Origin of the sequence: Streptococcus suis, assembly GCF_016775005.1 — a bacterium.
Classification (GTDB): domain Bacteria; phylum Bacillota; class Bacilli; order Lactobacillales; family Streptococcaceae; genus Streptococcus; species Streptococcus suivaginalis.
This window is the reverse complement of record NZ_JAEUXI010000002.1, coordinates 265,638-290,582: the sequence shown is the minus strand read 5'-3', so window position 1 is coordinate 290,582 and position 24,945 is coordinate 265,638. Positions and strand designations below refer to the sequence as shown.

Below are 24,945 nucleotides of genomic sequence, written 5' to 3'. Positions count from 1 at the left end.
AAGCAGCAGAATACCAGGTTCAGGTAGGCGATTCCTTTTCGTCCATTGCTGCGGCGCACCAGATGGATATGTATCAATTGGCAGAAGCCAATCAGATGACCATCAATGATCTTTTATTGCCTGGACAGGTCTTACAGGTTGCAGATAACTGGGTAGCTAGTCCGTCTGCCAGTCAGGAGACAAGCTATACAGTTCAATATGGTGACAGCCTATCTGCTATTGCAGCCAAGTTTGGAATGGACATGTACCAACTTGCCCAACTCAATGGAATGGATATTTATGGCTTGTTGTTGCCTGGTCAAGTCTTGACAGTGACAGCCACCGCTCAACAAGTGCAAACAGCTACCTCAGATTACTACCTACCAGGCTTTACCTATGAAGCAGGTATCAATTACCCTGTGGGTCAATGTACCTGGGCAGTGCAGAAATTAACTGGCTGGGCAGGTGACTGGTGGGGCAATGCTGCAGATTGGGCTCGTAATGCTGCTGCGCAAGGGTTCCTTGTTGGAAGTCAGCCCCAGGTTGGATCGATTGTGGTCTGGGATGATGGTGGTTATGGTCACGTTGCCTACGTGACAGAAGTGAATCAGTGGGGGCAAATCCAGGTTTTGGAAGCCAACTACAACGGCCTGCAATGGATTGACAACTATCGTGGATGGTTTACACCGACAGTATACCAGGGAAGTGTTTCCTACATTTATCCTCCAGCTTATTAGTAAAAAAGAACACTCATTAGGAGTGTTCTTTTTTTGTTCTTAAGCTTGACCTGAAACTTCAGCAGCGTGGTCATCCATTGAAAGAACTTCGTGGAAGACACGTTGTGTCAATTCAGTTTTTTGTTCTTTAGTGAGGTATTTGGTGTTTACGCAGTATCCAGAGATACGAACGATAACATCCTCACCAGCCATGATTTTCTCGTAAACGTCGTTCAAGTCCATAACGTTCAAGTTTACGTGTTGGCCACCTTGCTCGAAGTAACCGTCAAGGATGGTTACCAAGTTTGATACTTGCTCATCGAAGGTCTTACCAAGTGCTTTTGGAGAAACCTGAGTAGTCAATGAGATACCGTCGTTGGCATGGTTGAAGTTGAGCTTAGAAAGGGTGTTCAAGTTTTGCAACCAACCACCACGTGATTTAGAAGTTGGGTTAGCACCTGGTGGGAAGAATTCCACTTTAGAAGTGTTAACTGAGCCATCTTCGTTGAGGAATACACCACGGTGAACAGGTGAGTTACCAGTTTGTTTAGAGTAAGCAACGTTTGAAGTGATGGTCAAGATAGAAACTGCGGCTTCTGCATTCTTGTAGAGTTTATGTTTGTTCAAACGAGTGAAGAATGCTTCCATGAGCCATTTCGCGATGTCGTCTACACGGTCATCGTCTTCACCGTAACGTGGGAAGTCGCCTGTTACTTCGTAATCGTAGATGAAACCATCTTCGTCACGGATTGGTTTAACCTGTGCGTACTTGATAGCAGACAAGGAGTCAACAGTGTTTGCAAATCCACAGATACCGAAGCCCATGTTTGCACGAAGGTGAGTTGGCAAGAAGGCCATTTGAACCGCTTCGTAGTTGTACTTGTCTGTCATGAAGTGGATGATGTTCATGGCATCAACGTAAGTGTCAGTCAACCAGTCAAGGGCTTTCTCGAAGTTTTCAATAACTTGATCGTAGTCAAAGATCTCAGAAGTGTTTGGCTCAACGCCGTCAAATACTTTATAGTCTTTGTGGACATCATCGTAACCGTTGTTCCAGCTTGAAAGAAGGGCTTTCAAAACGTTAACACGCGCACCGAAGTACTGGATGTTGTGGCGTTTGTCTTCGCTTTCTGGGTCAAGTGGAGACACACAGCAAGAGATACAGCTCATTTCACCGTAACCGTCTTTGGCCATTGTTGTTACACCTTCATATTGGATAGAAGAGTGTTTGTGGCTCATTGCCATACAGTAGCGACGGAAAGCGTATGGAAGTTGGTCAGACCAAAGAACTGTCAAGTTTGGCTCTGGAGAGTTACCGATGTTGTCAAGTGTGTTCAAGAAACGGTAGTCCATCTTGGTAACACGGTGACGACCATCGTTACCCATACCTGCCATAGATGTTGTAAGGAAAGTAGGGTCACCAGAGTAGATTTCGTCGAAGGCTTTTGTACGAGCAAATTTCACTGTACGAAGTTTCAATACAAAGTCATCAACAAATTCTTGGATTTCTGATTCAGTAAATGTACCACGAGCCAAGTCACGTTCTGCGTAGATATCAAGAACGATTGGCACACGACCAAGAGAAGTTGCCGCACCATTGATAACACGGCAGACTGCCATGAAGGCGATGTTTGTCCATTGGATTGCTTCTTTGGTATTCATCGCAGGCTTGCGCACATCAACACCGTACATATCACCTAAGCGAACAACTTGTTGCAATGCTTGGTACTGCATGTTGATTTCTTCACGAAGACGGATTGACTCTTCATCGATTTCAGTAATCGCGTTCCAGTCAGCTACTTTTTCTTCCATCAAGTAGTCAGCTCCGTAGAGAGCCAAACGAGCGTACATACCGATAATACGGCCACGTGAGTAAGCATCTGGAAGACCAGAAACGTGATGTGAGTGGCGAGCACGGCGGATGTCAGCTGTGTAGGCACGGAAGATACCATCGTTTACAGTTGTAGCGTGTTTTGTATAGATTTCATGAAGAAGTGGGTCTGGGGTATAGCCGTTTTCGATCAAAGTTGTTTCAGCCATACGAATACCACCACGTGGCATGAAGTTCAATTTGAAGAGTTCATCGTTTTGGATACCGAAGATGAGTTCGTTTTCTTTATCGATGAAACCAGCTGGGATATCTGCGATTGAAGTAGCGCGATCTACGTCCATTGGGAAGCGAGTGTCTTCGTAGCCAGCTTTTGTTTCTTCAATGATTTTCTTGATATGGAGCGAACGCTCAGTTGGGCCAGCAAGGAAACTTTCATCTCCATCGTAGGGCGTATAGTTGGCTTGAACGAAGCGAGTGACACTTGCTTTATCTTGCCAGTCTGTACCTTTGAAGCCTTCCCAGGCCTGGGCGAAAATGTCTTCAGTAACATTTTTAGTTTTTACTTTTGTTGACATGAGGGTTCTCCTTCAAAATAGTTTTTTTATTCACATAGTTCATTATATCATGTGTAAGCACTTTCTTCAAGGTCAAAATACTTGAAAATAAATGAAAAGTGTGGTAAAAGATTTCAAAAATTGTGAAAATAGTCTCAATCTTTCTTTGCAAGGAGAATCAAATTTAAAAAATATAAAACATGTTAACATATTGACATTGTGGAAGCGTTTTTGTAAAATGAAGCTGTATAAACCAACTTTCTCAACATATCATAAGGAGGTAAACAATGAGAAGTTATTCGAAAGAATTGTTTTCTAAGAAAAATCATTACTCGATTAGAAAACTAACGGTTGGTGCAGCTTCGGTCATTGTGGGAATGAGCTTGTTTTCTGGCGCTCAAGTCAAGGCTGAAGAAACTGCACTAACGGAGGGTGCTACAAGAGAAACTGTCTTAGCACCTACAGATGAAGCAGTGGCTGAAGAGGAGGTCGAAGAGAGAGCTGCGACAGAAACTGCAGAGGCAGCAGTAACTCCAGAACTCAACCTTGCGCCAGCAACAAACACAACGGAAGAAGTTGCAGCAGAGTGGACCGCTAGCTCTAACCCGGCAGGTACTGTTGAAGTTCGTGAAGAAGACGGTGTTCGTTACAACCGCCTGTCTTCTGTTAGTGGCCAAGATAATGGCGCTTCAACAGGTACATTTACTAGTCCAGATTTGAAGATGAACGAAGATGGCAGTGCAGCGATTTCCCTAGACCTGATCGAACGTTCAGATGCCGAAAAAGGTCGTTTTGGGGTGTATTTGAACCATACGAGCCACACCAAACATATTCTGGTTGGTTATGATAAGCAGGGGTGGTTCTGGGAGTACAAGTCTCCTGTGGCTACCAATGGTGGAACTTGGTATAGTGGCACACGTGTGGATGAGCCAGTGAAAGATACGGCTTACCGTCTCAATGTCAATCTGACTACAGGGGGCCAGTTGTCTGCATCCATCGTGTCAGCAGATAACCGTGAAACAGCTCTCTTCAATGCTATTCAAATTCCGGCAGAAGTATTGGCAGATCTTCGTTCGAGCAATGCTGCCAAATTGAAAGTAACCAGCTACAGTGCAGACCGAACCATTGTGGATGTCAAGGTAACCAACCAAACTGGTCTCAATAGCGATGAAGCAAATACTGATGAACAACCAGTTGAAGAGACACCGACACCAGCTGATATTCAACCAGAGTGGACATCAACCTCTGCCATCAAAGGAACTGTTGCCATCAAGGAAGAAGGTGGCGTTCGCTACAATGCCCTTTCTTCAACAGCTCAAAACAATAATGCCGCAAATATTGCTGTCTTTGAAAAAGCTGGTTTGGAAGCAAGTTCAGAAGGCAATGTCAATGTAAACTTGGAATTTGTAGAGCGTTCCGAAACCAACCAAGGCCGTTTTGGGGTTTTTGTCAAATACAAAGATGTAAATAACTTCCTCTTTGTTGGTTACGACAACTTAGGTTGGTTCTGGGAGTATAAAGTCAATGGTACAGGAAACTGGCTCCGTGAACGGACAGTCACAACTGCACCAGCAAAAAATAGCCGCAACACCTTGTCTATTTCTTATAAGGCTGATGGTCAGCTAAATGCGACCAACAATGATGTGCAATTGTTTGACACCTTAAACCTAGAAACAGCTGTGAAAGAAGCCTTGGCAGCAGAAAAACGTGTTGCTTTGAAATTGGGAACCTATAATTCTGAATTGACCAAAATTGATATTAAGGCAGATAACCAGACAGGTGTTGCCCCATCAGATGGGAAGGAAGATACGCCAACGACAGCAGTTGTTGTCAATGATGCAGCAGTTGAATATGATGAACTCAATTCAGGTGAATTGACTGCTAAAATCGACCGTGCATTCCCTCGTGTAAAAGAGTACACCTTCAATGGTAATAAGATTTACGGTCAAGTTAACCCAATCAACAAACTCCGCATCAACAAATTAGAGGTAACACCAGAAGTAACTTACACCAAAGTGGATGCTAAGACAGCTCACTATGTCTTGGATGTTGTAGATGAAGCGAACAAAATCAATGCCTCTATCAAAGTTCAAATCAAGGTGGAAGGAAAAGAGCTTCACTTTGATGTACTGGAAGTTACAAACCGAAACCCAGTGACCTACGGAGCGGCCATTGATGATGTGGCTAAGTTGATTCAAAGCATTTCCTTTGATGATAATAACTTGGTTTCCGTGGCTAGCCATCAAACAGATGCAAAATTTGACGGAACCCGCATGTCCACCCATACCCACCGTACAGGTGATGAACATATCCAGTTGCAGGATGTGGCTAACTATGAGCGCAAGGGCTACATGTATGGTTTTGTATCAACAGATCAAGTAGCTGCCGCAGTTTGGAGCAACTCTCAACATAGCTATGGTGGCGGTGCAAGTGACTTTACACGTTTAACATCCAACAGCAATCGTTATACAGTTGATGGAGAGACAAGCCTTCATTTCGGTATCGCATCGTCTGAGTTCAAATGGCAAGGTGCCCACAATGGCGTCGTCTATCCAGAGTATACACTCGATAAGCCAAGTGCAAAAGTTGTCTTTACAGCTGATGCTAACAATGACAACAAAGTTGATTGGCAGGATGGTGCCATTGCTTACCGTGCCATCATGAATAATCCGAAAGGATTTGAATCTGTACCAGAACTGGTAGCTTACCGGATTGCCATGAACTTTGGATCACAGGCTCAAAACCCATTCTTGATGACCTTGGATGGCATTAAGAAAATTGCCCTTCATACAGATGGCTTGGGACAAAGTATCCTCTTGAAAGGTTATGGTAGTGAAGGTCATGACTCTGGCCACCTGAACTATGCAGATATTGGTAAACGGATCGGTGGGGTGGAAGACTTCAAGACCTTGATTGAAAAGTCCCAACCATATGGTGCAAAATTAGGTATCCACGTTAACGCATCAGAAACCTATCCTGAATCCAAATACTTCAGTGAAGAAATCTTACGTCGTGGCCAAAACGGTAGCTACGCTTACGGCTGGAACTGGATCGACCAAGGAATCAACATCAGTGGTCACTATGATCTTGCCCATAACCGTTTGAAACGTTGGGAAGATTTGAAAGAAGCCCTTGGTGCAGGCCTTGACTTTATCTATGTCGATGTTTGGGGCAATGGCCAAGCAGGTGGTGAAAATGCTTGGGAAACACACGTTCTCGCTAAAGAAATCAATGCCCAAGATTGGCGTGTTGCCTTTGAATGGGGCTATGCAGGTGAGTATGATTCAACCTTCCAGCACTGGGCAGCAGATTTGACCTACGGTGGCTACACTCTGAAAGGGATCAACTCAAACATCGCTCGCTTTATCCGCAACCACCAAAAAGATTCATGGGTTGGTGACTACCCAGCTTACGGTGGCGCTGCCAACTATCCATTGCTTGGTGGCTACGATATGAAAGACTTTGAAGGCTGGCAGGGACGTAGCGACTACAATGGCTACATTACCAACTTGTTTGCCAACAACCTGATGACCAAGTATATCCAACACTTCCAAGTAACCAACTGGAAGAATGGTGATCCTGTTCGTATGACGGACAACGGAGAAACCTATACTTGGACACCAGAGATGGAAATCACTTTGAAAGACAAGTCTGACAATACTCTGGTCTTGACTCGTAAGTCAAATGATGTCAACAATGCTGGCTACCGTCAACGGACAGTAACCCTCAATGGTCGTAAGATCCAAGATGGTGCAGCTTACTTGGTGCCTTGGAACTGGGATGCCAACGGTAAAGATTTGGCAATTGACAAACAAAAGATGTACTACTTCAACGAAGAGGCTGGAGCAACTACGTGGGATATGCCAGAAGGTTGGAACACCGGTACGCTTTACCTCTATCGCTTGACCGAGCTTGGAAAAGTAGAAGAACAAGCTATCCAAGTAAGCAATGGCCGCATCACGCTGGACCTTCAGGCCAACATGCCATACGTACTCTACCGTACGCAACAGACCAACGCAGACGTGTCTTGGAGCGATGGTATGCACATCTATGACCAAGGCTTTAACTCAGGTAGCTTGTCTCACTGGAACATTACTGGTGACCAAAGCAAGGCAACAATCGTGAAATCCCAAGGTGCCAACGACATGTTGCGCATCCAAGGTAACACAGAGACAGTTAGCCTGACCCAAACATTAACTGGCTTGAAACCAAATACAAGCTACGCAGCCTATGTTGGTGTGGATAACCGTAGCCAGGCTAAGGCAACCATCACGGTTCACAATGGCAGTGAAGCTGTTTCTAACTATACTAAAGAGTCCATTGCCCTCAACTATGTCAAAGCATATGCCCACAATACCCTGGAGCGCAATGCGACTGTTGATAACACAAGTTACTTCCAAAACATGTATGTCTTCTTTACAACAGGAGACAATGTGGATAACGTTCGCTTGACCCTTTCAAGAGAAGGGGATGCAGCGGCAACCTACTTCGACGAAATCCGCATCTTTGAAAATAATTCAAGCATGTTTGGTGGCAATCACAATACAAGTACAGGTGCCTTCCGTCAAGACTTTGAAAATGTACCACAAGGTATCTTCCCATTTGTTATCGGTGGTATCGAAGGCGTTGAGGACAACCGTACTCACTTGTCCGAAAAACACGAACCATATACCCAACGTGGTTGGAATGGCAAGAAAGTCAACGATGTTATCGAAGGCGACTGGTCATTGAAGACAAATGGCTTGACTGCTCGTGACCGTCTGGTTTACCAAACTATTCCACAAAACTTCCGCTTTGAAGCAGGTAAGACCTACCGTGTAAGCTTTGATTATGAAGCAGGTTCAAATGGTACCTATGCATTTGCAATCGGTGAAGGCAAGTACAATGGCCGCTCAGGTAGCCTCTTGTTGACACCATTGAACAACACTTGGGAAAATAGCCAGACACCTGGTAAGGCAAACTTCCTTGTGACTGGTGCGGCATCTGGCGATAGCTGGGTTGGTATCTTCTCAACACGTCGTCCTGGTGATACGAAGGGAGATACCCAAGGAAATGCTAACTTCCGTGGCTACAACGACTTTATGTTGGACAATTTGGTGATTGAAGAAGTCGAGTTGACAGGTCATATGTTGGCTATGAACTACTACAATATCAACACACCAGTTTTAGATGAATCCTACACCAAGTCTAGCTTGAAACCATACAAGGATGCCCTTCTCAACCTTGGTTCTGTTTCAGAAGATGTGACCATTGAAGAAGCGCAAGCTTTGATTGATGCGGTCAACCAAGCGCGTCAAGGTTTGACAATCCGTAAGACTGCGGTGACTAAAGATGATATTGTCGTGCCAAATGCTCCTAGTCAACAAGGGGAAGACTTGCTCAAAGCCTTTGACGGAGATACGTCAACCCTTTGGCATACTCCTTGGTATACTCCAACCATCAATGTTCCGGCAACCTTCCGTCTCCGCAAACCAGAATTGATTACTGCCTTTGAGTATGTACCACGTCAAAATGGTGCAAACGGCATCTTGAAGGCCCTTGATTTGGTGGTGACTGATGATCAAGGTCAAACCCATACCTTCACAGCAAGAGACTGGGCAAACAATGGCCAAACCAAACGTATTGCCTTTGAGACACCAATCCGTATCGCAAGCGTGTCTATCACAGGTAAGGAATCATACGGTAACCCTGTCAACAACTTCATGTCCGCAGCTGAATTCCGCTTCTTGATGCCTGTTGAAGAAGAGGCAGAGCTAGACCGTTCTGCTTATGAAACAGCCTTACAAGCAGCTCGTACAGCTGGTAAAACTGCCTTGGCAGACCAAGTAGCAGCCTATGTTGCACGAGTTGAAGCAGCCAACCTTTTGACAGAGACAAGTTTGGCAGCAGCAGTTGCACGCTTGAACGGTGCTGAACCAGACACAGGTGGCTCTACAACTGGCGACAATACTGGCACAACAAACGGTGAAACAACGGACAATACAGGTGGTTCAACAACTGGTGACTCAACAGGTGGTAATGCAAGTGGTGAGCAAACCCTCAATACTGCAGCGCTTGAGAAATTGCTAGCAGACGCAGAGGGATTGGATCCAACAAGCCTCAATGAAACCCAGACAGCTCAACTTGCTGAATTGTTCGAGTTGGCTACCCAAGCTATTGAGAGCAATGACCAGTCAACGGTGGATGAAGTTGCCCAAATGCTGGAAACTTGGTTGGCAGGTCTAACTGGTGGAACTACTGGAAATACAGATAACACTGGTAACGCAGGCGAAACTACCGGCGGAGACACTGGAAATACAGGCGAAACTACCGGCGGTGATACTGGTAATGCAGGTGAAACAACAGGAGGTGACACCGGTACTACAAGCGAAGAAGAACTTGTGACTGCTAAGGGAGAACCAGCTTACGCTGAGCCACTTCCAGCCTTTGAAGGTGGTTTGGTTCTGAACGAAAGCTTGACCCATTTCATTCCAGCTTATGAAGGGGACTTGTTAACGAAGAAAGCACCACTTCCAACTGCAAAAGCAGCAGAAAACAAGAAAGAAACAAGTGAAAACGCGAAGACCTTACCAAATACAGCAGCTGCTGAATCAACAGCTCTTCTGGTAATGGGAACAGCCAGCTTGTTGTCAGGACTTGGCTTAGCAAGCCGTCGTCGTAGAAACAAATAAGCTCAAAAGAGAAAGGATTTCCTTTCTCTTTTTTGAATTGGGAAAAACAAAAATCAAGCAGGATAGTTTATAATAGAGTGAGGAGGGTAGGATGTTAGAGTTTCCATTGATTGATGATCGTTCACGAAAAATCATCCATATCGACATGGATGCCTTTTTTGCAGCCATTGAAGAACGGGACCATCCTGAACTCAAGGGGAAGCCTGTGGTGATTGCACGAGATCCTCGAAAATCGGGTGGCAGAGGAGTCGTTTCCACCTGTAACTACGAGGCACGAAAATATGGTATTCACTCAGCTATGTCCAGCAAGGAAGCCTATCAGCGTTGCCCACAGGCTATTTTCATTTCGGGAAACTATGACAAATACCAGGAAGTCGGTTTGCAGGTCCGTGCCATATTTCGGCGCTATACCGATCTGGTCGAGCCCATGTCGATTGATGAAGCCTATTTGGATGTGACCCAGAACAAGCTAGGGATCGGTTCCGCAGTCAAAATCGCCAAGTTGATCCAGTATGATATCTGGAATGAACTGCATTTGACAGCCTCAGCAGGAGTGTCTTATAATAAATTTTTAGCAAAGATTGCTTCGGATATGGAAAAACCTAAGGGCTTAACCTTGATTTTGCCAGAAGAGGCAGTTGAGATTCTGTCGCGTTTACCTGTGGAAAAGTTTCATGGAGTTGGAAAAAAAACAGTCGCTCGCTTGCAAGAAATGGGAGTTTATACAGGCAAAGACCTCTTAGCCATCCCAGAAATGGTCTTGATCGATCAGTTTGGTCGTTTTGGTTATGATCTCTACCGTAAGGCACGTGGTATTTCCAACTCACCCGTCAAAGCCAATCGTATTCGTAAGTCCATCAGCAAGGAGCGAACCTACGGCAAGCTGCTCTATCGGGAAGAGGATGCCTTAAAAGAATTAGCCAGTCTCTGCAAACGAGTCGCTACAAGCTTACAAAAGCATGATAAAAAGGGGCGAACCATTGTACTGAAAATCCGCTACGGTGATTTTTCAACCTTGACCAAGCGGCATAGTTTTGCGGAAGCAATTGATCGTTTGGAGCAGATTGAAAAAGAAGTGCGAGATTTGTTTGACCAAGTCGCCAAACCAGCAAAGGGTATCCGTCTTTTGGGAGTGACCCTTACCAATTTTATTGATTAGAAGAAAGGATTGCTATGCAGATATCCAGTCGATTTACCATTGCCAGCCATATCTTGTTGTTGCTAGCGATTGAAGGAGAAAAAGAAAAGCAGACCAGCGAAACCATCGCAGCAAGTGTCGGGGTCAATCCAGTTATTATTCGAAAAATTTTATCCCAACTCAAGCTGGCGGGCCTAGTCCAGGTGGCACGTGGAGTTGGTGGGGCACGATTGGCAGCAGATCCAGCTGAAATTAGTCTTTTGCGAGTCTATCAGGCTGTTCAACCATTTGGAAGTGAAGGGCAGTTGTTTGGTTTTCATGAGCAACCCAATCCGGCTTGTCAAGTTGGTCGTCAGATTCATCCACTGTTAGACCACCGCTTGCAAGCAGCCCAGCAGGCGATGGAGATGGAATTAGAGACCTCAAGTCTAGCTGATTTGATGGTAGAATTGAAATCAGGTTCCTCCTAGTGGAGGATGGCGATTTGAGAATCTTGTCTGGATTGCTAGGCCATTTTATTGGATGCGTCCCTTATTTTTGTTGAATCGAGACCATCTTACAGATGGTTTTTAATTTTTATAAGTTGTAATCATTGACATTACAACGAAGTAGGTGTATAGTTTTGTTGTAACAAAAAAAGAACAACAAGAGGTGCAAATAATGAAAATTGCTATTATCGCAGCAAACGGCCAAGCAGGTCAAGTATTAACTCAAGAGGCAGTGGAACGTGGTCACCAAGTGACAGCTATTGTCCGTTCTGAAAACAAGAGTCAGGCACAGGAAGTAATCCAAAAAGACGCTCTTGCTCTTACCAAAGAAGACTTGGCGGGTTTCGATCTTGTTATCAATGCCTTCGGTGCTTGGACAGCTGAGACCTTGCCGCAGCATAGTCAGTTGGCAGAGCACTTGACCACTCTCCTGGCAGCAAGTCCAACTCGATTGCTGATTGTCGGTGGAGCGGGTAGTCTCTTTCTTGATGAAACCGGTCAACTTGCCTTGAAAGATAGTCCAGATTTTCCAGCTGAGTATCTTCCGATTGCAGAAGCAATGGGAGAGGGCTTGGCAATCTACCGCCGAGCACAGGATGTCAACTGGCTCTACCTAAGTCCAGCAGCAGATTTCGATGCAACTGGTGAAAAGACAGGTGTTTACACCCTAGCGGGTGAGGTTTTCCAGGTCAATGCAAAAGGTGAAAGCTACATTTCTTATCGTGATTATGCAGTCGCTTTGCTGGATTTGGCGGAAAATTCCGAGCACAATCAGGTCCGTTTGTCGGTTCTCGGTTAGTAAGTGTCGTTTGGATGAGTTTCAAGCGAAAAGCCTAGGGTTCCTAGGCTTTTTCGTTTTATTTTAAATTATATATAAAGATATATTATTTAAAGAATTCGTGATAAAATAGGAGTGAAAGGAGTAGCATATGATTCATTTAATTTGTCCCAATCCAGCTTTGGATCGCACCATTATTGTCGATCAATTGAAGAAAGAGATTCCAAACCGTCCCAAGGAAGTGCGTGATTTTCCAGGTGGAAAAAGTTTTAATGTGGCTTATGCTTTGCGAGAAAGGGGGCAGGCAGACTATTGCATTCATACAATTTTGGGTGGCCCGATCGGTGATTACATACAGGCGCTGAACACAGAAAGGCAGAACCCCTTGGTTTTGACCCAACATGACCGCAACACGCGCATCTGTACCATCTATCTAGAGGAGGCTACTGGTCAGGTAGTTTTGGTTTATGAGAAGGGCTTGGAGTTAACTGAAAGCCTCTTGACTGCCTTTACTGACCGCTTAAAAGAGTCCTTGTCTCCAGGTGACTTTGTGGTCTTTTCAGGTTCATTGATGGCAGGAATGCCTGATGACTATATTCGTCGTTTTATCGATGAACATCCAGAGGTTCATACCATTGTTGACACTAGCGGTGCAGCCTTGGTCCAAGCTTATCAAGCCCAGCCTAGCTTAATTAAAATCAACAATGAAGAGTTGAAAGACATCTATCCTGACCTAGACGAACAAGATCCAACAGCCATTGAAAACCTCTTGCGCCACCAAGTTCCTCATGAAAACTTGATTGTGACCTTGGGCAGCAAGGGAAGCCTGGCAAAGATTGGCACGCGCATTTTCCGTGTGCAATCGCCGAAAAAAATCACCCGCAATCCGATTGCATCAGGCGACTTTTATTTGGGTGTTTTGGTCAAAGGTCTGGTGCAAAATGAAGCACCTGAAATCTATCTAGCAGAGGCTGCAGCCTTTGCAACAGCTAACTGTCTCAACGATTTTCCAGAGGTTCATCCCCATCAATTTTTATCGGTTTTACAGGAAGTAGCGGTGGAGGAGCTGGCAAATCCTTCCTAAACCCTCTTGACATATCTCATACAATATTATATTATATCAACATAGGAAACCGTTTACAAAGTTGATTGCTTCGACTGCTTTATGCTTAAAAAGAAAGGATTAAGGAATGAAAAAAGTATTGAAGCTCTTGGCGCTTGCATTCGTTGGCTTGCTCTTGGTTGCTTGTGGTAAGTCAGAAGAAAGCAGTACTGCAGAGTCAGGGTCTGGTAAGACCTATCAAGTTGGTGTTGCCATCTACAAATTCGATGACAACTTTATGACACTCTATCGTGAAGAATTGGATGCCTACTTCAAAAAATTGAGTGAAGAAACAGGCGATACCTATGTCTTGGATATCCAAGATGGTAAGCAAGACCAAGCGACACAAACAGAACAAATCAATACCTTTATTGCACAAGGTAAAGACGTGATTTTGGCAAACTTGGTTGACCCAACTGCTGCAGGTTCCATTATCAACTCTGCAAAAGCTGCAGATATCCCAGTTGTATTGATCAACCGTGAGCCAGAAGTTGCTGAACTGGAAATCTGGCCTGGTAAAACAACCTATGTTGGTGCAGATGCAACTCAGTCTGGTACCTTCCAAGGTGAAATCATTGCTGCTACTGACAGCAAGGGTGACATCAACGGTGACGGTACAGTGAGCTACATCACCCTATTTGGTGACCCAGCAAACGTTGACGCACAACAACGGACAACTTACTCTGTTAAAGCCCTTGATGATGCAGGTATCAAACGTGAAGCCTTGGCTGAGCCTTACCTCGCAAACTGGGATACTGCAAAAGGTCAAGAAGTGACTGCTGCAGCCTTGGAACAATTCGGTGACAAGTTGGAAGTTATCTTTGCAAACAACGACGGTATGGCAGTTGGTGCGGTAACTGCGATCAAAGCAGCTGGCCGTACAGTTGGCAAAGACATCCTTGTAGTCGGTGTTGATGCGATTCCAGATGCGATGGAATTGTTGGCTAAGGGTGAATTGACTGGTACTGTATTGAACGACCACTTCAACCAATCACACACTGCAGCACAAGTAGCAGTTAAGTTGATGAATGGTGAAGATGTGTCTCCTTACTACTGGGTTGACTACGTGAAAGTGACTTCAGAAGCTGATTCTGAATTGAAAGAAGCAGAAGCAAAAACTGAAACAATCGAAGAAATCAAAGAACGTTACGCAAAACGTTCAGCTGAATAAGCTTCCTGTTAAGTAATCAATTTTGCAAAACGATTAGTGCGTTCTCACTATCTATGATTCCCTTGAAAAATGGTGATTGTACGTATAGTGAGAACATATTTTTTTGGAAAGAGAGCCGGGAGAATGAGTGAATATATTTTAGAAATGAAACATATTACCAAGACATTTCCAGGTGTCAAGGCCCTGGATGATGTTAGTTTCAAACTTCGTCCGGGAACAGTTCATGCCTTGATGGGAGAAAATGGCGCAGGGAAATCCACCCTGATGAAATGTTTGTTTGGTATTTATCACAGAGATGGTGGAACCATTTTGTTTGACGGTCAAGAAGTCAATTTCAAGGATTCCAAGGAAGCCATTGATGCAGGTGTGTCCATGATTCACCAAGAGCTGCAACCGATACGGATGATGACTATCGCTGAGAATGTCTTTTTGGGCAACTATCCCTTGGGGCGGTTTAACTTGGTTGACCATGCCAAGATGAACCAGGATACCAAGGCCTTATTGGATGAGGTGGGTTTGCAGATTGATCCTAAGACCCTGCTCCATCATCTGACAGTTTCTCAAATGCAGTCTGTCGAAATTGCCAAAGCCATTTCCCACAAGGCTAAGGTGGTCATCATGGATGAGCCGACCTCCTCCTTAACCAGTTCGGAAGTAGAAAAATTATTCAGCATTATCCAGCAGCTCAAGGAGAAAAATATTGGCATCATCTACATCTCCCACAAGATGGATGAAATTTTACGAATTTCGGATGATATTTCGGTTATGCGTGATGGCCAATATGTCGGTACATGGCCTGCAGCTGAGATGACGACAGGAAAAATCATCCAGGCCATGGTTGGTCGTGAACTGACCAGTCTCTTCCCTGAGAAAACCAATAAGGTGGAAGAGGAAGTCGTTCTTCGACTGGAAAATCTAACTTCTCCAAGTCCCCTCTCCTTTAAGAACGCTAGTTTTGACCTGAAAAAAGGCGAAATCTTAGGGATTGGTGGCCTAGTCGGGGCCCAACGGACGGAACTGATGGAAGCCCTCTATGGTATGCGGGTCTTGAAAGAAGGGAAGATTTTTGTAAAAGGCCAAGAAGTCAAGATTAAAAATCCTGCCGCAGCCATTGCCAATAAGATTGCTCTGGTGACGGAGGACCGTCGTTTTAATGGAATTTTTGGTGTCTTATCGGTCTCTGATAATGCTTCGATTGCCTCCCTTCACCAATATTTGGGACACTTGGGTTTGCTGAATGAGAAGCAAATCAGCCAGGTTGTCAATCAAAGTGTGGACCGTTTGCGGGTTAAAACCCCTTCGACCAAGACGCATATTGAAAGTTTGTCAGGAGGAAACCAGCAGAAGGTGATTCTTGCCCGCTGGTTGGCCAATGATCCAGATATTCTGATTTTGGATGAGCCGACACGCGGAATCGATGTCGGTGCCAAGTATGAAATCTACCAGATTATCAACAACCTAGCCGCAGAAGGCAAATCCATCATCATGATTACCTCAGAAATGTCGGAATTGCTTGGCGTATCTGACCGCGTCATGGTGATGTGTGAGGGACGGATCTCCGGTTTCCTTGATCGTGAAGATGCAACCCAAGAGGCCGTCATGACGCTGGCAACTAAATTTATGACCAATCAGCAAGGAGGAGAAACAGATGCCTAAACTTCTGTCAGATAAACCATCTCAATTTCATCTAGGAGATTTCTTGACAAAGAACTCCATGTATATCGTTGTCGCTGCCATGATTTTATATACTGGCCTGACCCAGGATAATTTCTTTACCCTTGGAAATGCTGCCAATATCATGGCTAATACCTCTGTTCGTTTTATCATTGCCTTGGGTGTATCAGGCTGCTTGATTATTCGTGGTACAGACCTATCCGCTGGTCGGATTGTGGGCTTGACTGCTATTATCACAGCGACCTTGGTGCAGCGACCAGACTTTGCCCAAAAATTTTTCCCAGACCTACCAGACATGCCGATTTTTGTACCACTTTTGGCAGCCCTAGCTGTCGGTGCCCTTCTCGGTTTGCTTAATGGTGCAATTATTTCTTTCCTCAGCGTGCCACCATTTTTGGCGACCTTGGGAACCCAGATTATGACCTATGGTTTTGTCCTTATCTACTCGCAATCCAAACCAATCGGTACCTTTAAGGATGAGTTTGTGGCAATCGGTCAAGGCAAGTTATTTGGCTTCATTCCCTATATTACCATCATTGCAGCCCTAGTTGGTCTGGCCATGTGGGTGCTTTATAATAAAACCCGCTATGGTAAATACATGTATGCAATTGGTGGTAATGAGAACGCTGCAGAAGTATCAGGTGTCAATGTTCGCTTCTCCAAAATCAAGATTTTCCTCTTGGCAGGTTTGCTCTACGGTTTAGCTGGTTTCCTCTTATCTGCTAAAACAGGTTCAGCTGGTGCAGGTGCCGGTATGGGCTATGAGCTGGATGCCATTGCCTCTGCTACAATCGGTGGTGTATCAACTGCCGGAGGTCAAGGTACCGTACCGGGTATTCTCCTTGGGGTTTTCGTCTTTGAGTTGCTCAAAGTCTGCTTGACCTACTTGGGAGTGACACCAGATATGACCAACGTTATCCAAGGGATTGTCATCATCGTTGCTGTTGCCCTCGATATTCGGAAAACCCTTGTTAAAAAATAAAAAACCCATTTTGGAACAGGAACCTTCGCTAGGAAGGTTCTTTTTGATGGTTTTGAATGTAAGGAAAACCATAGGCTCAAAACGAATGTTGGGCTGTTTAGTGAGTAGAGTTACTTGTCTAGCGCCTAGAAATCAGCTATACTATAACAGTTATGACAAATGAGAAATATGAAAGAAAATTAAGGCGTGAAGCTCGGTCAAGGTCAGTTAAAAGACGACGCCCAAGAAGGGTACCAACTAGACGCAAGCGAAGCCATATTTATAAACGATTTCCTAGAACAAATCTAACCATTGATCAATTATGGAAGCAAGATAAGGTTAGGAATGACCAAGAATTGGTTGCAGTTCCATTAGACCTTCCGCCTGAATCTAGTGAAGGTCTAATGAGACGGAAGCGAAAAAAAGTTTTTTCCGTTAAAGATTGGTTCCGCTTGCCCTACTTGCTTGGTCTTCTTGCCCTTATCTTAGTAGGGAGTATCCTCTGGTTGGGTCAACAGGTAGCAAGCCCTTCAGACCAAACAATTAAAACGTCGACGGATCAAGCAGAAACAGATTCGGATGGAGAAGAAGATACATCCCAAACTGAGCCTACTGTCCGTCCGGTCTATAAGTCATTAGCAGATCGGGAATTGGCTCTGCAAGAAGATTTGGCTTATATGGATAGTCTCTATCTCTACTACGATTATGTTCATTTGAGTTTGGAAGAGACAGTCCAAGCCTTTCTAGCAGAACAGGGGTTGGATTCCTCTCAGGTGGCCTTTACCTATAAAAACCTCCAAACCAATGAGGTCTTTTCTATGAACGACACCCAGCCGATGACAGCGGGGTCTACCTACAAACTCCCCCTGAATATGCTGGTTGTGGATGCTATAGAAAAGGGGGGAGTATCGGAAACGGAGGCCTATGATATCACCTCAACACCTTACGAATACAAACCTGAACACGATGCCTATGTCGCCAATTATAATGGCAAAATGACCATCGCAGATATGCAATATGGATCCATTGTTGTGTCGGAAAATACGCCAGCCTATGCCTTATCAGAGCGAATCGGAGGGATGGTTGCCGCCTATGGTATGTTTGGACGCTACGGCCAATCCAAAAATCCTGATATTCCAACGTTTTCGCTAGAAGGAAACAAGACAACTAGTAGTTATTACAGCCAGGTCTTGGACTACCTCTACAATCATCGAAACAAGTATGCCGACCTGTTGCTTTATCTAGATTTAGCTTTTCCTGGAGAGTGGTATGAAGAATACGTTCACGGTGTGACCGTCTATCAAAAACCAGGTTATGTCAGGGAAGCATTGAATATCGATGCCATCGTGATGGAGGAAACGCCATATAGCATTGCCCTTTATACGGCAAACTTTGGTGGAGCCTCAGAAGATGATCTGGAAATTGATGGATTTGGCTACAACCAGGTCGTTGCTCTTGCCTATGTCATCAATCAGTGGCACCGAATCAATATGAATCCTGCCAAGAAGGCTATGGTAGGCCATTATCCAATCTAAATAGAAAAGAAGAAAATGAAAGAAGACTAGGTCCATTGGCGACCTAGTCTTTTTATATAGTGAGTACTTTATAGGATTATTCTTTTTGGGACATAGAATAACGATATGTTGCTCATGATAAATTTTACATGCACTCGATTGTTCAGATAAGCCAGCAAGATGTAGCGAATCTCTAGTCTAACTTATTGAGCGTGACGTGAATAGTTGGTTCTGTTTCTAAGTCATATACTGCCTCTGAACTGTCAATAGGATTTCCCCACAAGATGACCTTATACTGACTGTTTTCCAAAATAAATCCAGGTGTAATCCGCCCACCGAGTCCAGTCATGCCTGGGAGAAGAGCTGCTATGTCACTCTCCGCATTCCGAATGATGAAATGATTAGGCTTGTACTCGACAAGGTCAGAAATTTTTGCAGTAAAGGTCTGGACTAGTCCATTTGCATCCTGATTTTCATTTTGACGGAAGTCGTTTGTTACGGTAACGGTGCCATCGGCAGTAACGACCATATCAATTTGACGAGCTTGTTGGCTACTTCCTTGCCATGTTCCCACTAAGTCATTAGGGATACTGGTTGCTGGTAGGGTAAGGAGTTGACTATGGGTTGTTGTGCTACTTACAAGACTCTCAACTCCCTGTGAGCTTTGGCTTTCTTGATTCTGTTGACTTGTTTCTGTTGAAACGCTGCTTGATGTCGTCGTTTCCGTTAAGCTGGAAACGGTTGTTGAGCTAGTGCTGGTTTGTGTAGTGCTTGATTGAGTTGTCTGACTTTCTTGTTTTTTTGATGAGCAGGCTACCAATAAGCAACTAGCAGCTAGTAGGATGAGAGCGTTCATTGTAGTCTTTTTCATTTTCATTACCTCCAAATATAGATAAAGTATATCAGGAAAACAATGCATCGTCAACACATTTTTGTAATATTTGTAATATATTTGTAACAAAAGAAATTTATTTGTTATCTATTTTTGAAAAATTCCTCTATATCTGCCTCTCGAATGCCAATCATAGGGTCGATGGTTAGCAGGTTGTCCACCGTCAGAATGTATTCTTTAGGGTGGGTGCTTGTCCTTTCTGGCTCTTCTTGTTCTAGAAGGGTCAGTTGTTGACGATCCCTTGTCTGTGAATCTGTGGCTGTTTGGGATAAGGATGGGCTTGTTATTGTGGGTTGGCTAGCTGGACTAGTTGGGCTTTCTTTCAACTCTGCCAGGCTATCTTTGCTTTCCTGCTCTGCTTTTTCCCCTTGGAAACGAGGGACCAGATAGGTTTTTCGGATCGTACCGGCGTTTTGAACAGCAATCTGGTAGGCGCTGCTTTCACCGAGGAGAATCAATTTACTCTTTGAGCGGGTGATGGCCGTGTAGAGGAGGTTGCGCTGGAGCATCCGGCTGCTGGAACGGGTCAGGGGCAGAATGACTACTTGAAATTCACTCCCTTGGGACTTGTGAATGGACATGGCATAGGCTAGGCTGATTTTATACCATTCATTTCGTGGGTAAGTGACCTCGTTGCCGTCGAAGTTGATGGTCAGTTCATCCTGCTTGGAGTCGGTATACTTAGCGGGTAAGAGGTCGGTGATGTAGCCCAAATCTCCGTTGAAGACGTTGGCTTCGGCATCGTTGACAAGGTGGATGACGCGGTCTCCTTGGCGAAATGCTTGGTCATTGTGGAGGAATTCAAGTGTGCCTTCTTCCTTGGGATTGAGCAAGGCTTGAGTGATGGTGTTGAGCTGGTCAATACCTGCAGCCCCCTTGTACATGGGGGCCAAAATCTGCACCTCCGAGGCTGGGATGCCCGATTTGACGGCTGCGCTGACAATCCGTTCAATCATAGCAGGAATCTGCTGGTTGCTGGCTTCGAAGTAGGACCTGTCTGGTTTCTTTTCCCGGAAGTCTGGCGGTAGGGCTCCTTGGCGGATGTGGCTGGCTAGGGTGACGATGGTAGAATCATCTGACTGACGGTAAATCCGTTCCAGGGTGATGCTGGGTAGCTGTTCAATCTTTAGGAGGTCGGCAAGGACCTGGCCAGGACTGACAGAAGGGAGTTGTTCGGCATCACCCACAATCAGCACTTGGGTATTCGAGGAGATGTTTTGAAAGAGCTGGTTGGCCAGCCAGGTATCCACCATAGAAAACTCATCGATGATGATGAATTCAGCATCTAGATAGTCGTCACGGTAGGTCTCTTCTTGGCCTTCTACTAAGCCGAGGTGGCGGTGGATGGTTGCTGCCGGTAAGCCTGTTAACTCGTTCATCCGTCTGGCAGCCCGACCTGTTGGAGCAGCCAGTAAGATGGGGGAGTCTTCCCGTTTTTGGGTCAAATCAATTTGGTGTAAGATGGCATAGACAGCGATAATTCCATTGATAACCGTTGTTTTTCCTGTCCCTGGTCCCCCTGTTAAAATAAAGACGGGGTGGCTGATGACTTGACGAATGGCATCCTTTTGGATGGTATCATACTGGATCTTGGCCATCTCTTCAAATTCCTTGATGGCTAGATCAATCTCTTCTCTCGAAAAGGTCTTGGTAGAAGACTTGGTCAGTAGGCGGTGGAGGTTTTTATGGATGCCTTCTTCTGCAAAATAGAGGCTATTGTCAAAGAGTTTGGTCCCTGCTTGCTGGATTTTTCCTTCTTGAAGGAGATTGGTGATTTCCTGGGCAAGGGCCGCGGGGTCCAATTCTGTTGGACGAGCTGCTTCGAGCAGGTCTAAGCTATGTTCTAGGAGCGCGCGTGCTTCGATATAGGTGTCTCCGCTCTCTAGGGATTGCTGTAAGAGGGTGTAGAGCAAGCCTGCCCGGTAGCGCTGGGGAGACTGGCTATCGATACCCAGGTTCTCTGCCATTCGGTCAGCCAGGGTAAAGCCCATCCCTTGTACATCTTCAACCAGCTGGTAGGGATTTTCTTCAAGGACAGAAAGGGTCTTTTCCTTGTAGATTTCATGGATTTGGAAGGCCAGCTTGTTTGGGATGCCGTATTCTGCTAAGCGTGAGAGAATCATCTCGGTGCCATAATTGAGACGGAGTTTTTCTAGGAAGGCTTGGCGGTTGGCAGTCGATAGTCCGCTGATTTGGGTTAGTTTTTCAGGCTCTGCCAAAATCTTGTCAATGGTATCTTCTCCATAGAGTTGGACGATTTTCTCTGCCGTTTTGCGCCCGATTCCCTTGAAATGGTCGCTAGAGAAATACTTGACCAAACCAGCAGAAGTAGGCTTGCTACGTTCGTAGCGAGAGATTTGAAGCTGCTGGCCGTATTTGGGATGGGTGACTAGATTGCCATAGAAACGATAGTCTTCTCCCTCGATGACATCTGCCATGGTTCCTGTGACAATGATCTCATAATCATCATAGTCAGCGTCGGTTTCATCAATTTCCAAGAGAAGGATTTTATAAAAGTTTGCCGGATTTTCAAAAATGATTCGGTCGATGCTTCCGGTGAAATAGTATTCTGTCATAGTCTTTCCTTACGAAAAAATCACAAGCGAACTTGTGATTACTGAACGGTACCAATTCGGTTGAATGGCCAGATGCGTAGCTTGATTTCCCCTTCGATCTGGTCAGCAGAGAAGGTGCCCACATGACGGCTATCCTGTGATACCAGACGGTCATCCCCTAGCAAGAAATATTGGTTTTCAGGGACTTGGATGGTAAAGCTCGCGTACTTGTTGGCATCCATGGTAAAGGCTGTCGATTCAAGAGCGAGGGTTTGAAAATTCGCGTTATAAGAGTAAACGGACTGGAGCTTGTCTTGGCTGTAAGCTGCCAAGTACTGGTCCAAGTAAGGCTCATCCACTTCTTGGTCGTTGATGTAGAGGACATCATTTTCATAGCGGATGGTGTCGCCTGGCATCCCGATGACCCGTTTGACAATCAGTTTTTCCTTGCCATTGGTATCTGTCTCACTAGCTACAACCACATCAAAACGTTGAATGCTAGTTGTCCGTACCATGATCAAATGCTCTTGATCCAGAAGTGTCGGGTCCATGGAGTGGCCGTCAACTGTCACCGGGCTCCAAATATAGAGACGGCTCAAGATAAAACCGACGATAAAAAGGGTAAAGAGTCCCCATTCTGCTAAAAAGCCTGCAAATGACATTTTTTTCATTTCAACGATTTCCTCATTTCACTAATTTTTGTGCTTTCTGTGTATTGGCAAAGTGGAGTTTGGCAGTTTGGTTGAGTCCTGCCATGCCATAGTCTTTTAAGATGCTGGCTGCGACTTGGTCTGACTTGCTTCCAGCTCCTGATGGCAGATTCATCCCAACTAGTTGACCAAGCTGGACAAGATTTTCTAAAAACATAGCTCTAGCAATAATAGAAGATACTGCCACAGCCAGATACTTGCCCTCAGCCTTTTCTTCTAGAGTGACGGGGTTGGCAAATTGGTTGGCTTCCTTCTTCAAGTACTTTTGATAATTTTGACTGGAAGTGAAGGCGTCAATGACAATCTTCTCAGGCTGGACACCCTTTTGCAAGAGGAGGAAAATAGCCTGATTGTGTAGGGCGACCTTGATAGATACTGCATTATAGCCCTGTTCGATGACTTCGTTGTATTTTTTCGGTGACAATAGCAGAGCTTGGTGGAGGATTTTCTCTTTTAAGAGAGGGGCGATTTGGCAGATTTTCTGGTCTGTCATTTTCTTGGAATCATCCACCCCAAGCGACTTGAGAAAGGCATGGTCTTCTAGGCGGACAAAACTAGCAACGACTGCCAAACCTCCAAAATAAGACCCGTTTCCAACCTCATCTGTTCCAATCATGGGCAGGTCTTGACCAGGACTGGTCGTCTGTCCAGAGCTTTCTGGTTTATAACCCCAGTGACTTGCTTCCTGCTCTGCTTTTTCCCCTTGGAAAACGACCTTTCCAGAAGTATAGATGGAGAGGCTGGCTCCATTCAGTTTGAAAAAGGCGGTGATATAGGGATTTTTACTGGGTGCCTGATAAGCAGCGTAGTGACTGGCCATCTTGGTCGCTTCCTGTGGAGAGACCTTTATTACGACTGTATTCATGTTTTTATTGTATCACAAATGCTGGTTAGAGTGTGCAGAAAACCTTAGTTTTTGCTATAGTAGAAGAAGCAAAAGTAAAGGAGATTTGGGATGGGACAAGAAGTGAACTTTCGCTGGGCGACTCTGGGAACAGGTGTTATCGCCAATGAATTGGTTCAGGCTTTGCAGGCTATGGGGGGCAACCTCTACTCTGTAGCCAACCGTACCTATGATAAGGGTGTGGAATTTGCGCAAAAATATGGCATCGAGAAAGTTTATAGAGAAATCGATGAAGTGTTTGAGGATCCTGAAGTGGATATTATCTATATTTCTACGCCTCACAATACCCATATTCATTACCTCCGTAAGGCCTTGAAAGCGGGCAAACATGTTCTCTGTGAAAAGTCTATTACGCTTAATTCAGAAGAATTAGCAGAAGCCATTCAACTGGCAGAGGAAAACCAGGTCATCTTGGCAGAAGCCATGACCATTTTCCATATGCCTATTTACCGTAAGCTGCATGAAGTCGTTGCCAGTGGCAAACTGGGTGCATTGAAGATGATCCAGATGAACTTTGGTAGCTACAAGGAATACGACATGTCCAACCGCTTTTTCAATAAAAACTTGGCAGGCGGAGCCCTCTTGGATATTGGTGTCTACGCCCTGTCCTTTGTCCGTTGGTTTATGACGGAAAAGCCTAGCCAGGTCTTGTCCCAGGTCAAATTAGCTCCGACAGGTGTGGACGAGCAGGTAGGGATTTTGCTCAGCAATGATGCAGGAGAAATGGCGACCATCGCCCTGACCCTCCATGCCAAACAGCCAAAACGGGGCACCATTGCCTACGACAAGGGCTACATCGAGCTTTACGAGTACCCTCGTGGTCAGAAAGCAGTCATTACCTATACTGAAGACGGTAGCCAAGAGGTAATCGAAGCGGGCGATACGGCCAAGGCTCTTTCTTATGAAGTGGCGGATATGGAAAAAGCTGTCGCAGGCATCGAAAACACTATGCACCTAGTATTTACCCAAGATGTCATGGAGATCATGACCCAACTCCGAAAAGAATGGGGCTTGGTTTATCCAGAAGAAGAATAGAACCCCAGCTCGAAAGAAGAAAGTCAGTGTAAAAGCAATCATTTAGAACAGGATAGGTAGCCTGTTCTTTTTTTGTATCTTGCCTAAAAATCAATGAAAAATGAGAAAAATATTATAGGTCTTTTAAATAGGAAGAAGAGTGCAATATTGAGCTTTTTAGTCAAAAAATGACAATATTTTGGAATATTCAATAATATTATAGTATGGTTACAATACCGTTACAAAACAATTATTTACTTGTAAAAAGAAACAAAAAGCACTACAATTGTTGT

General features: G+C 44.9%; 16 protein-coding genes. 11 read left to right on the top strand and 5 right to left on the bottom strand.

What is annotated here, in order from left to right:
• Positions 1 to 116: 116 nt before the first annotated feature.
• Complete coding sequence (locus JNG37_RS03450; RefSeq protein WP_449276434.1) at positions 117 to 716, top strand: CHAP domain-containing protein; 600 nt, start codon at positions 117 to 119, stop codon at positions 714 to 716.
• Positions 717 to 755: 39 nt separating this feature from the next.
• On the opposite strand, the gene pflB is transcribed toward JNG37_RS03450, so the two are convergent.
• Positions 756 to 3,101 carry a formate C-acetyltransferase gene (pflB, locus tag JNG37_RS03445; protein ID WP_158456003.1) on the bottom strand — a complete coding sequence of 782 codons (2,346 nt, stop codon included), beginning with the start codon at positions 3,099 to 3,101 and terminating at the stop codon, positions 756 to 758.
• A gap of 266 nt (positions 3,102 to 3,367) precedes the next feature.
• Between pflB and JNG37_RS03440 the strand changes: the two genes are divergently transcribed.
• The 9 genes from JNG37_RS03440 (at position 3,368) to JNG37_RS03400 (ending at position 18,598) form a co-directional block, all read left to right on the top strand.
• On the top strand, positions 3,368 to 9,751 hold the full coding sequence (locus JNG37_RS03440; protein ID WP_158456001.1) for an endo-alpha-N-acetylgalactosaminidase family protein: 6,384 nt from the start codon (positions 3,368 to 3,370) through the stop codon (positions 9,749 to 9,751).
• A gap of 91 nt (positions 9,752 to 9,842) precedes the next feature.
• Entirely contained in the window at positions 9,843 to 10,910 is a 1,068-nt protein-coding gene (dinB, locus tag JNG37_RS03435; RefSeq protein ID WP_158455997.1) for a DNA polymerase IV, read from the top strand.
• A 14-nt stretch (positions 10,911 to 10,924) separates the two neighbouring features.
• Positions 10,925 to 11,359: an Rrf2 family transcriptional regulator gene (locus JNG37_RS03430; protein ID WP_158455995.1), complete on the top strand. Its 435-nt coding sequence runs from the start codon at positions 10,925 to 10,927 to the stop codon at positions 11,357 to 11,359.
• A 190-nt stretch (positions 11,360 to 11,549) separates the two neighbouring features.
• On the top strand, positions 11,550 to 12,176 hold the full coding sequence (locus JNG37_RS03425) for an NAD(P)-dependent oxidoreductase (RefSeq protein ID WP_158455993.1): 627 nt from the start codon (positions 11,550 to 11,552) through the stop codon (positions 12,174 to 12,176).
• A gap of 130 nt (positions 12,177 to 12,306) precedes the next feature.
• Positions 12,307 to 13,239 (top strand): 1-phosphofructokinase family hexose kinase, encoded by a 933-nt coding sequence (locus JNG37_RS03420; RefSeq protein ID WP_158455991.1) that lies wholly within the window; start codon positions 12,307 to 12,309, stop codon positions 13,237 to 13,239.
• A 106-nt stretch (positions 13,240 to 13,345) separates the two neighbouring features.
• Positions 13,346 to 14,428, top strand: coding sequence for a galactose ABC transporter substrate-binding protein (locus tag JNG37_RS03415; protein WP_158455989.1), 1,083 nt, complete (start codon positions 13,346 to 13,348; stop codon positions 14,426 to 14,428).
• Between the two features lie 123 nt (positions 14,429 to 14,551).
• Complete coding sequence (locus tag JNG37_RS03410) at positions 14,552 to 16,084, top strand: sugar ABC transporter ATP-binding protein (RefSeq protein WP_158455987.1); 1,533 nt, start codon at positions 14,552 to 14,554, stop codon at positions 16,082 to 16,084.
• Complete coding sequence (locus tag JNG37_RS03405) at positions 16,077 to 17,084, top strand: ABC transporter permease subunit (protein ID WP_158455985.1); 1,008 nt, start codon at positions 16,077 to 16,079, stop codon at positions 17,082 to 17,084. Before JNG37_RS03410 ends, JNG37_RS03405 begins: the two co-directional genes overlap by 8 nt.
• Before the next feature lie 383 nt (positions 17,085 to 17,467).
• Positions 17,468 to 18,598 carry a serine hydrolase gene (locus JNG37_RS03400; RefSeq protein ID WP_158455983.1) on the top strand — a complete coding sequence of 377 codons (1,131 nt, stop codon included), beginning with the start codon at positions 17,468 to 17,470 and terminating at the stop codon, positions 18,596 to 18,598.
• A gap of 172 nt (positions 18,599 to 18,770) precedes the next feature.
• Here JNG37_RS03400 and JNG37_RS03395 read toward each other — a convergent pair whose 3' ends face one another.
• The 4 genes from JNG37_RS03395 to rnhC all read right to left on the bottom strand — a co-directional run bounded on the left by JNG37_RS03395 (position 18,771) and on the right by rnhC (position 23,599).
• A complete protein-coding gene (locus JNG37_RS03395) occupies positions 18,771 to 19,448 on the bottom strand; it encodes a hypothetical protein (protein WP_158455981.1) in 678 nt (225 codons plus the stop codon).
• A 104-nt stretch (positions 19,449 to 19,552) separates the two neighbouring features.
• Positions 19,553 to 22,045 (bottom strand): SF1B family DNA helicase RecD2, encoded by a 2,493-nt coding sequence (gene recD2 / locus JNG37_RS03390; RefSeq protein WP_158455979.1) that lies wholly within the window; start codon positions 22,043 to 22,045, stop codon positions 19,553 to 19,555.
• Between the two features lie 38 nt (positions 22,046 to 22,083).
• Positions 22,084 to 22,695, bottom strand: coding sequence for a signal peptidase I (gene lepB, locus JNG37_RS03385; RefSeq protein WP_158455977.1), 612 nt, complete (start codon positions 22,693 to 22,695; stop codon positions 22,084 to 22,086).
• 13 nt (positions 22,696 to 22,708) lie between these two features.
• On the bottom strand, positions 22,709 to 23,599 hold the full coding sequence (gene rnhC, locus JNG37_RS03380; RefSeq protein WP_158455975.1) for a ribonuclease HIII: 891 nt from the start codon (positions 23,597 to 23,599) through the stop codon (positions 22,709 to 22,711).
• A gap of 90 nt (positions 23,600 to 23,689) precedes the next feature.
• Between rnhC and JNG37_RS03375 the strand changes: the two genes are divergently transcribed.
• Positions 23,690 to 24,673, top strand: coding sequence for a Gfo/Idh/MocA family protein (locus tag JNG37_RS03375; RefSeq protein ID WP_158455973.1), 984 nt, complete (start codon positions 23,690 to 23,692; stop codon positions 24,671 to 24,673).
• The last annotated feature ends 272 nt before the right edge of the window (positions 24,674 to 24,945 follow it).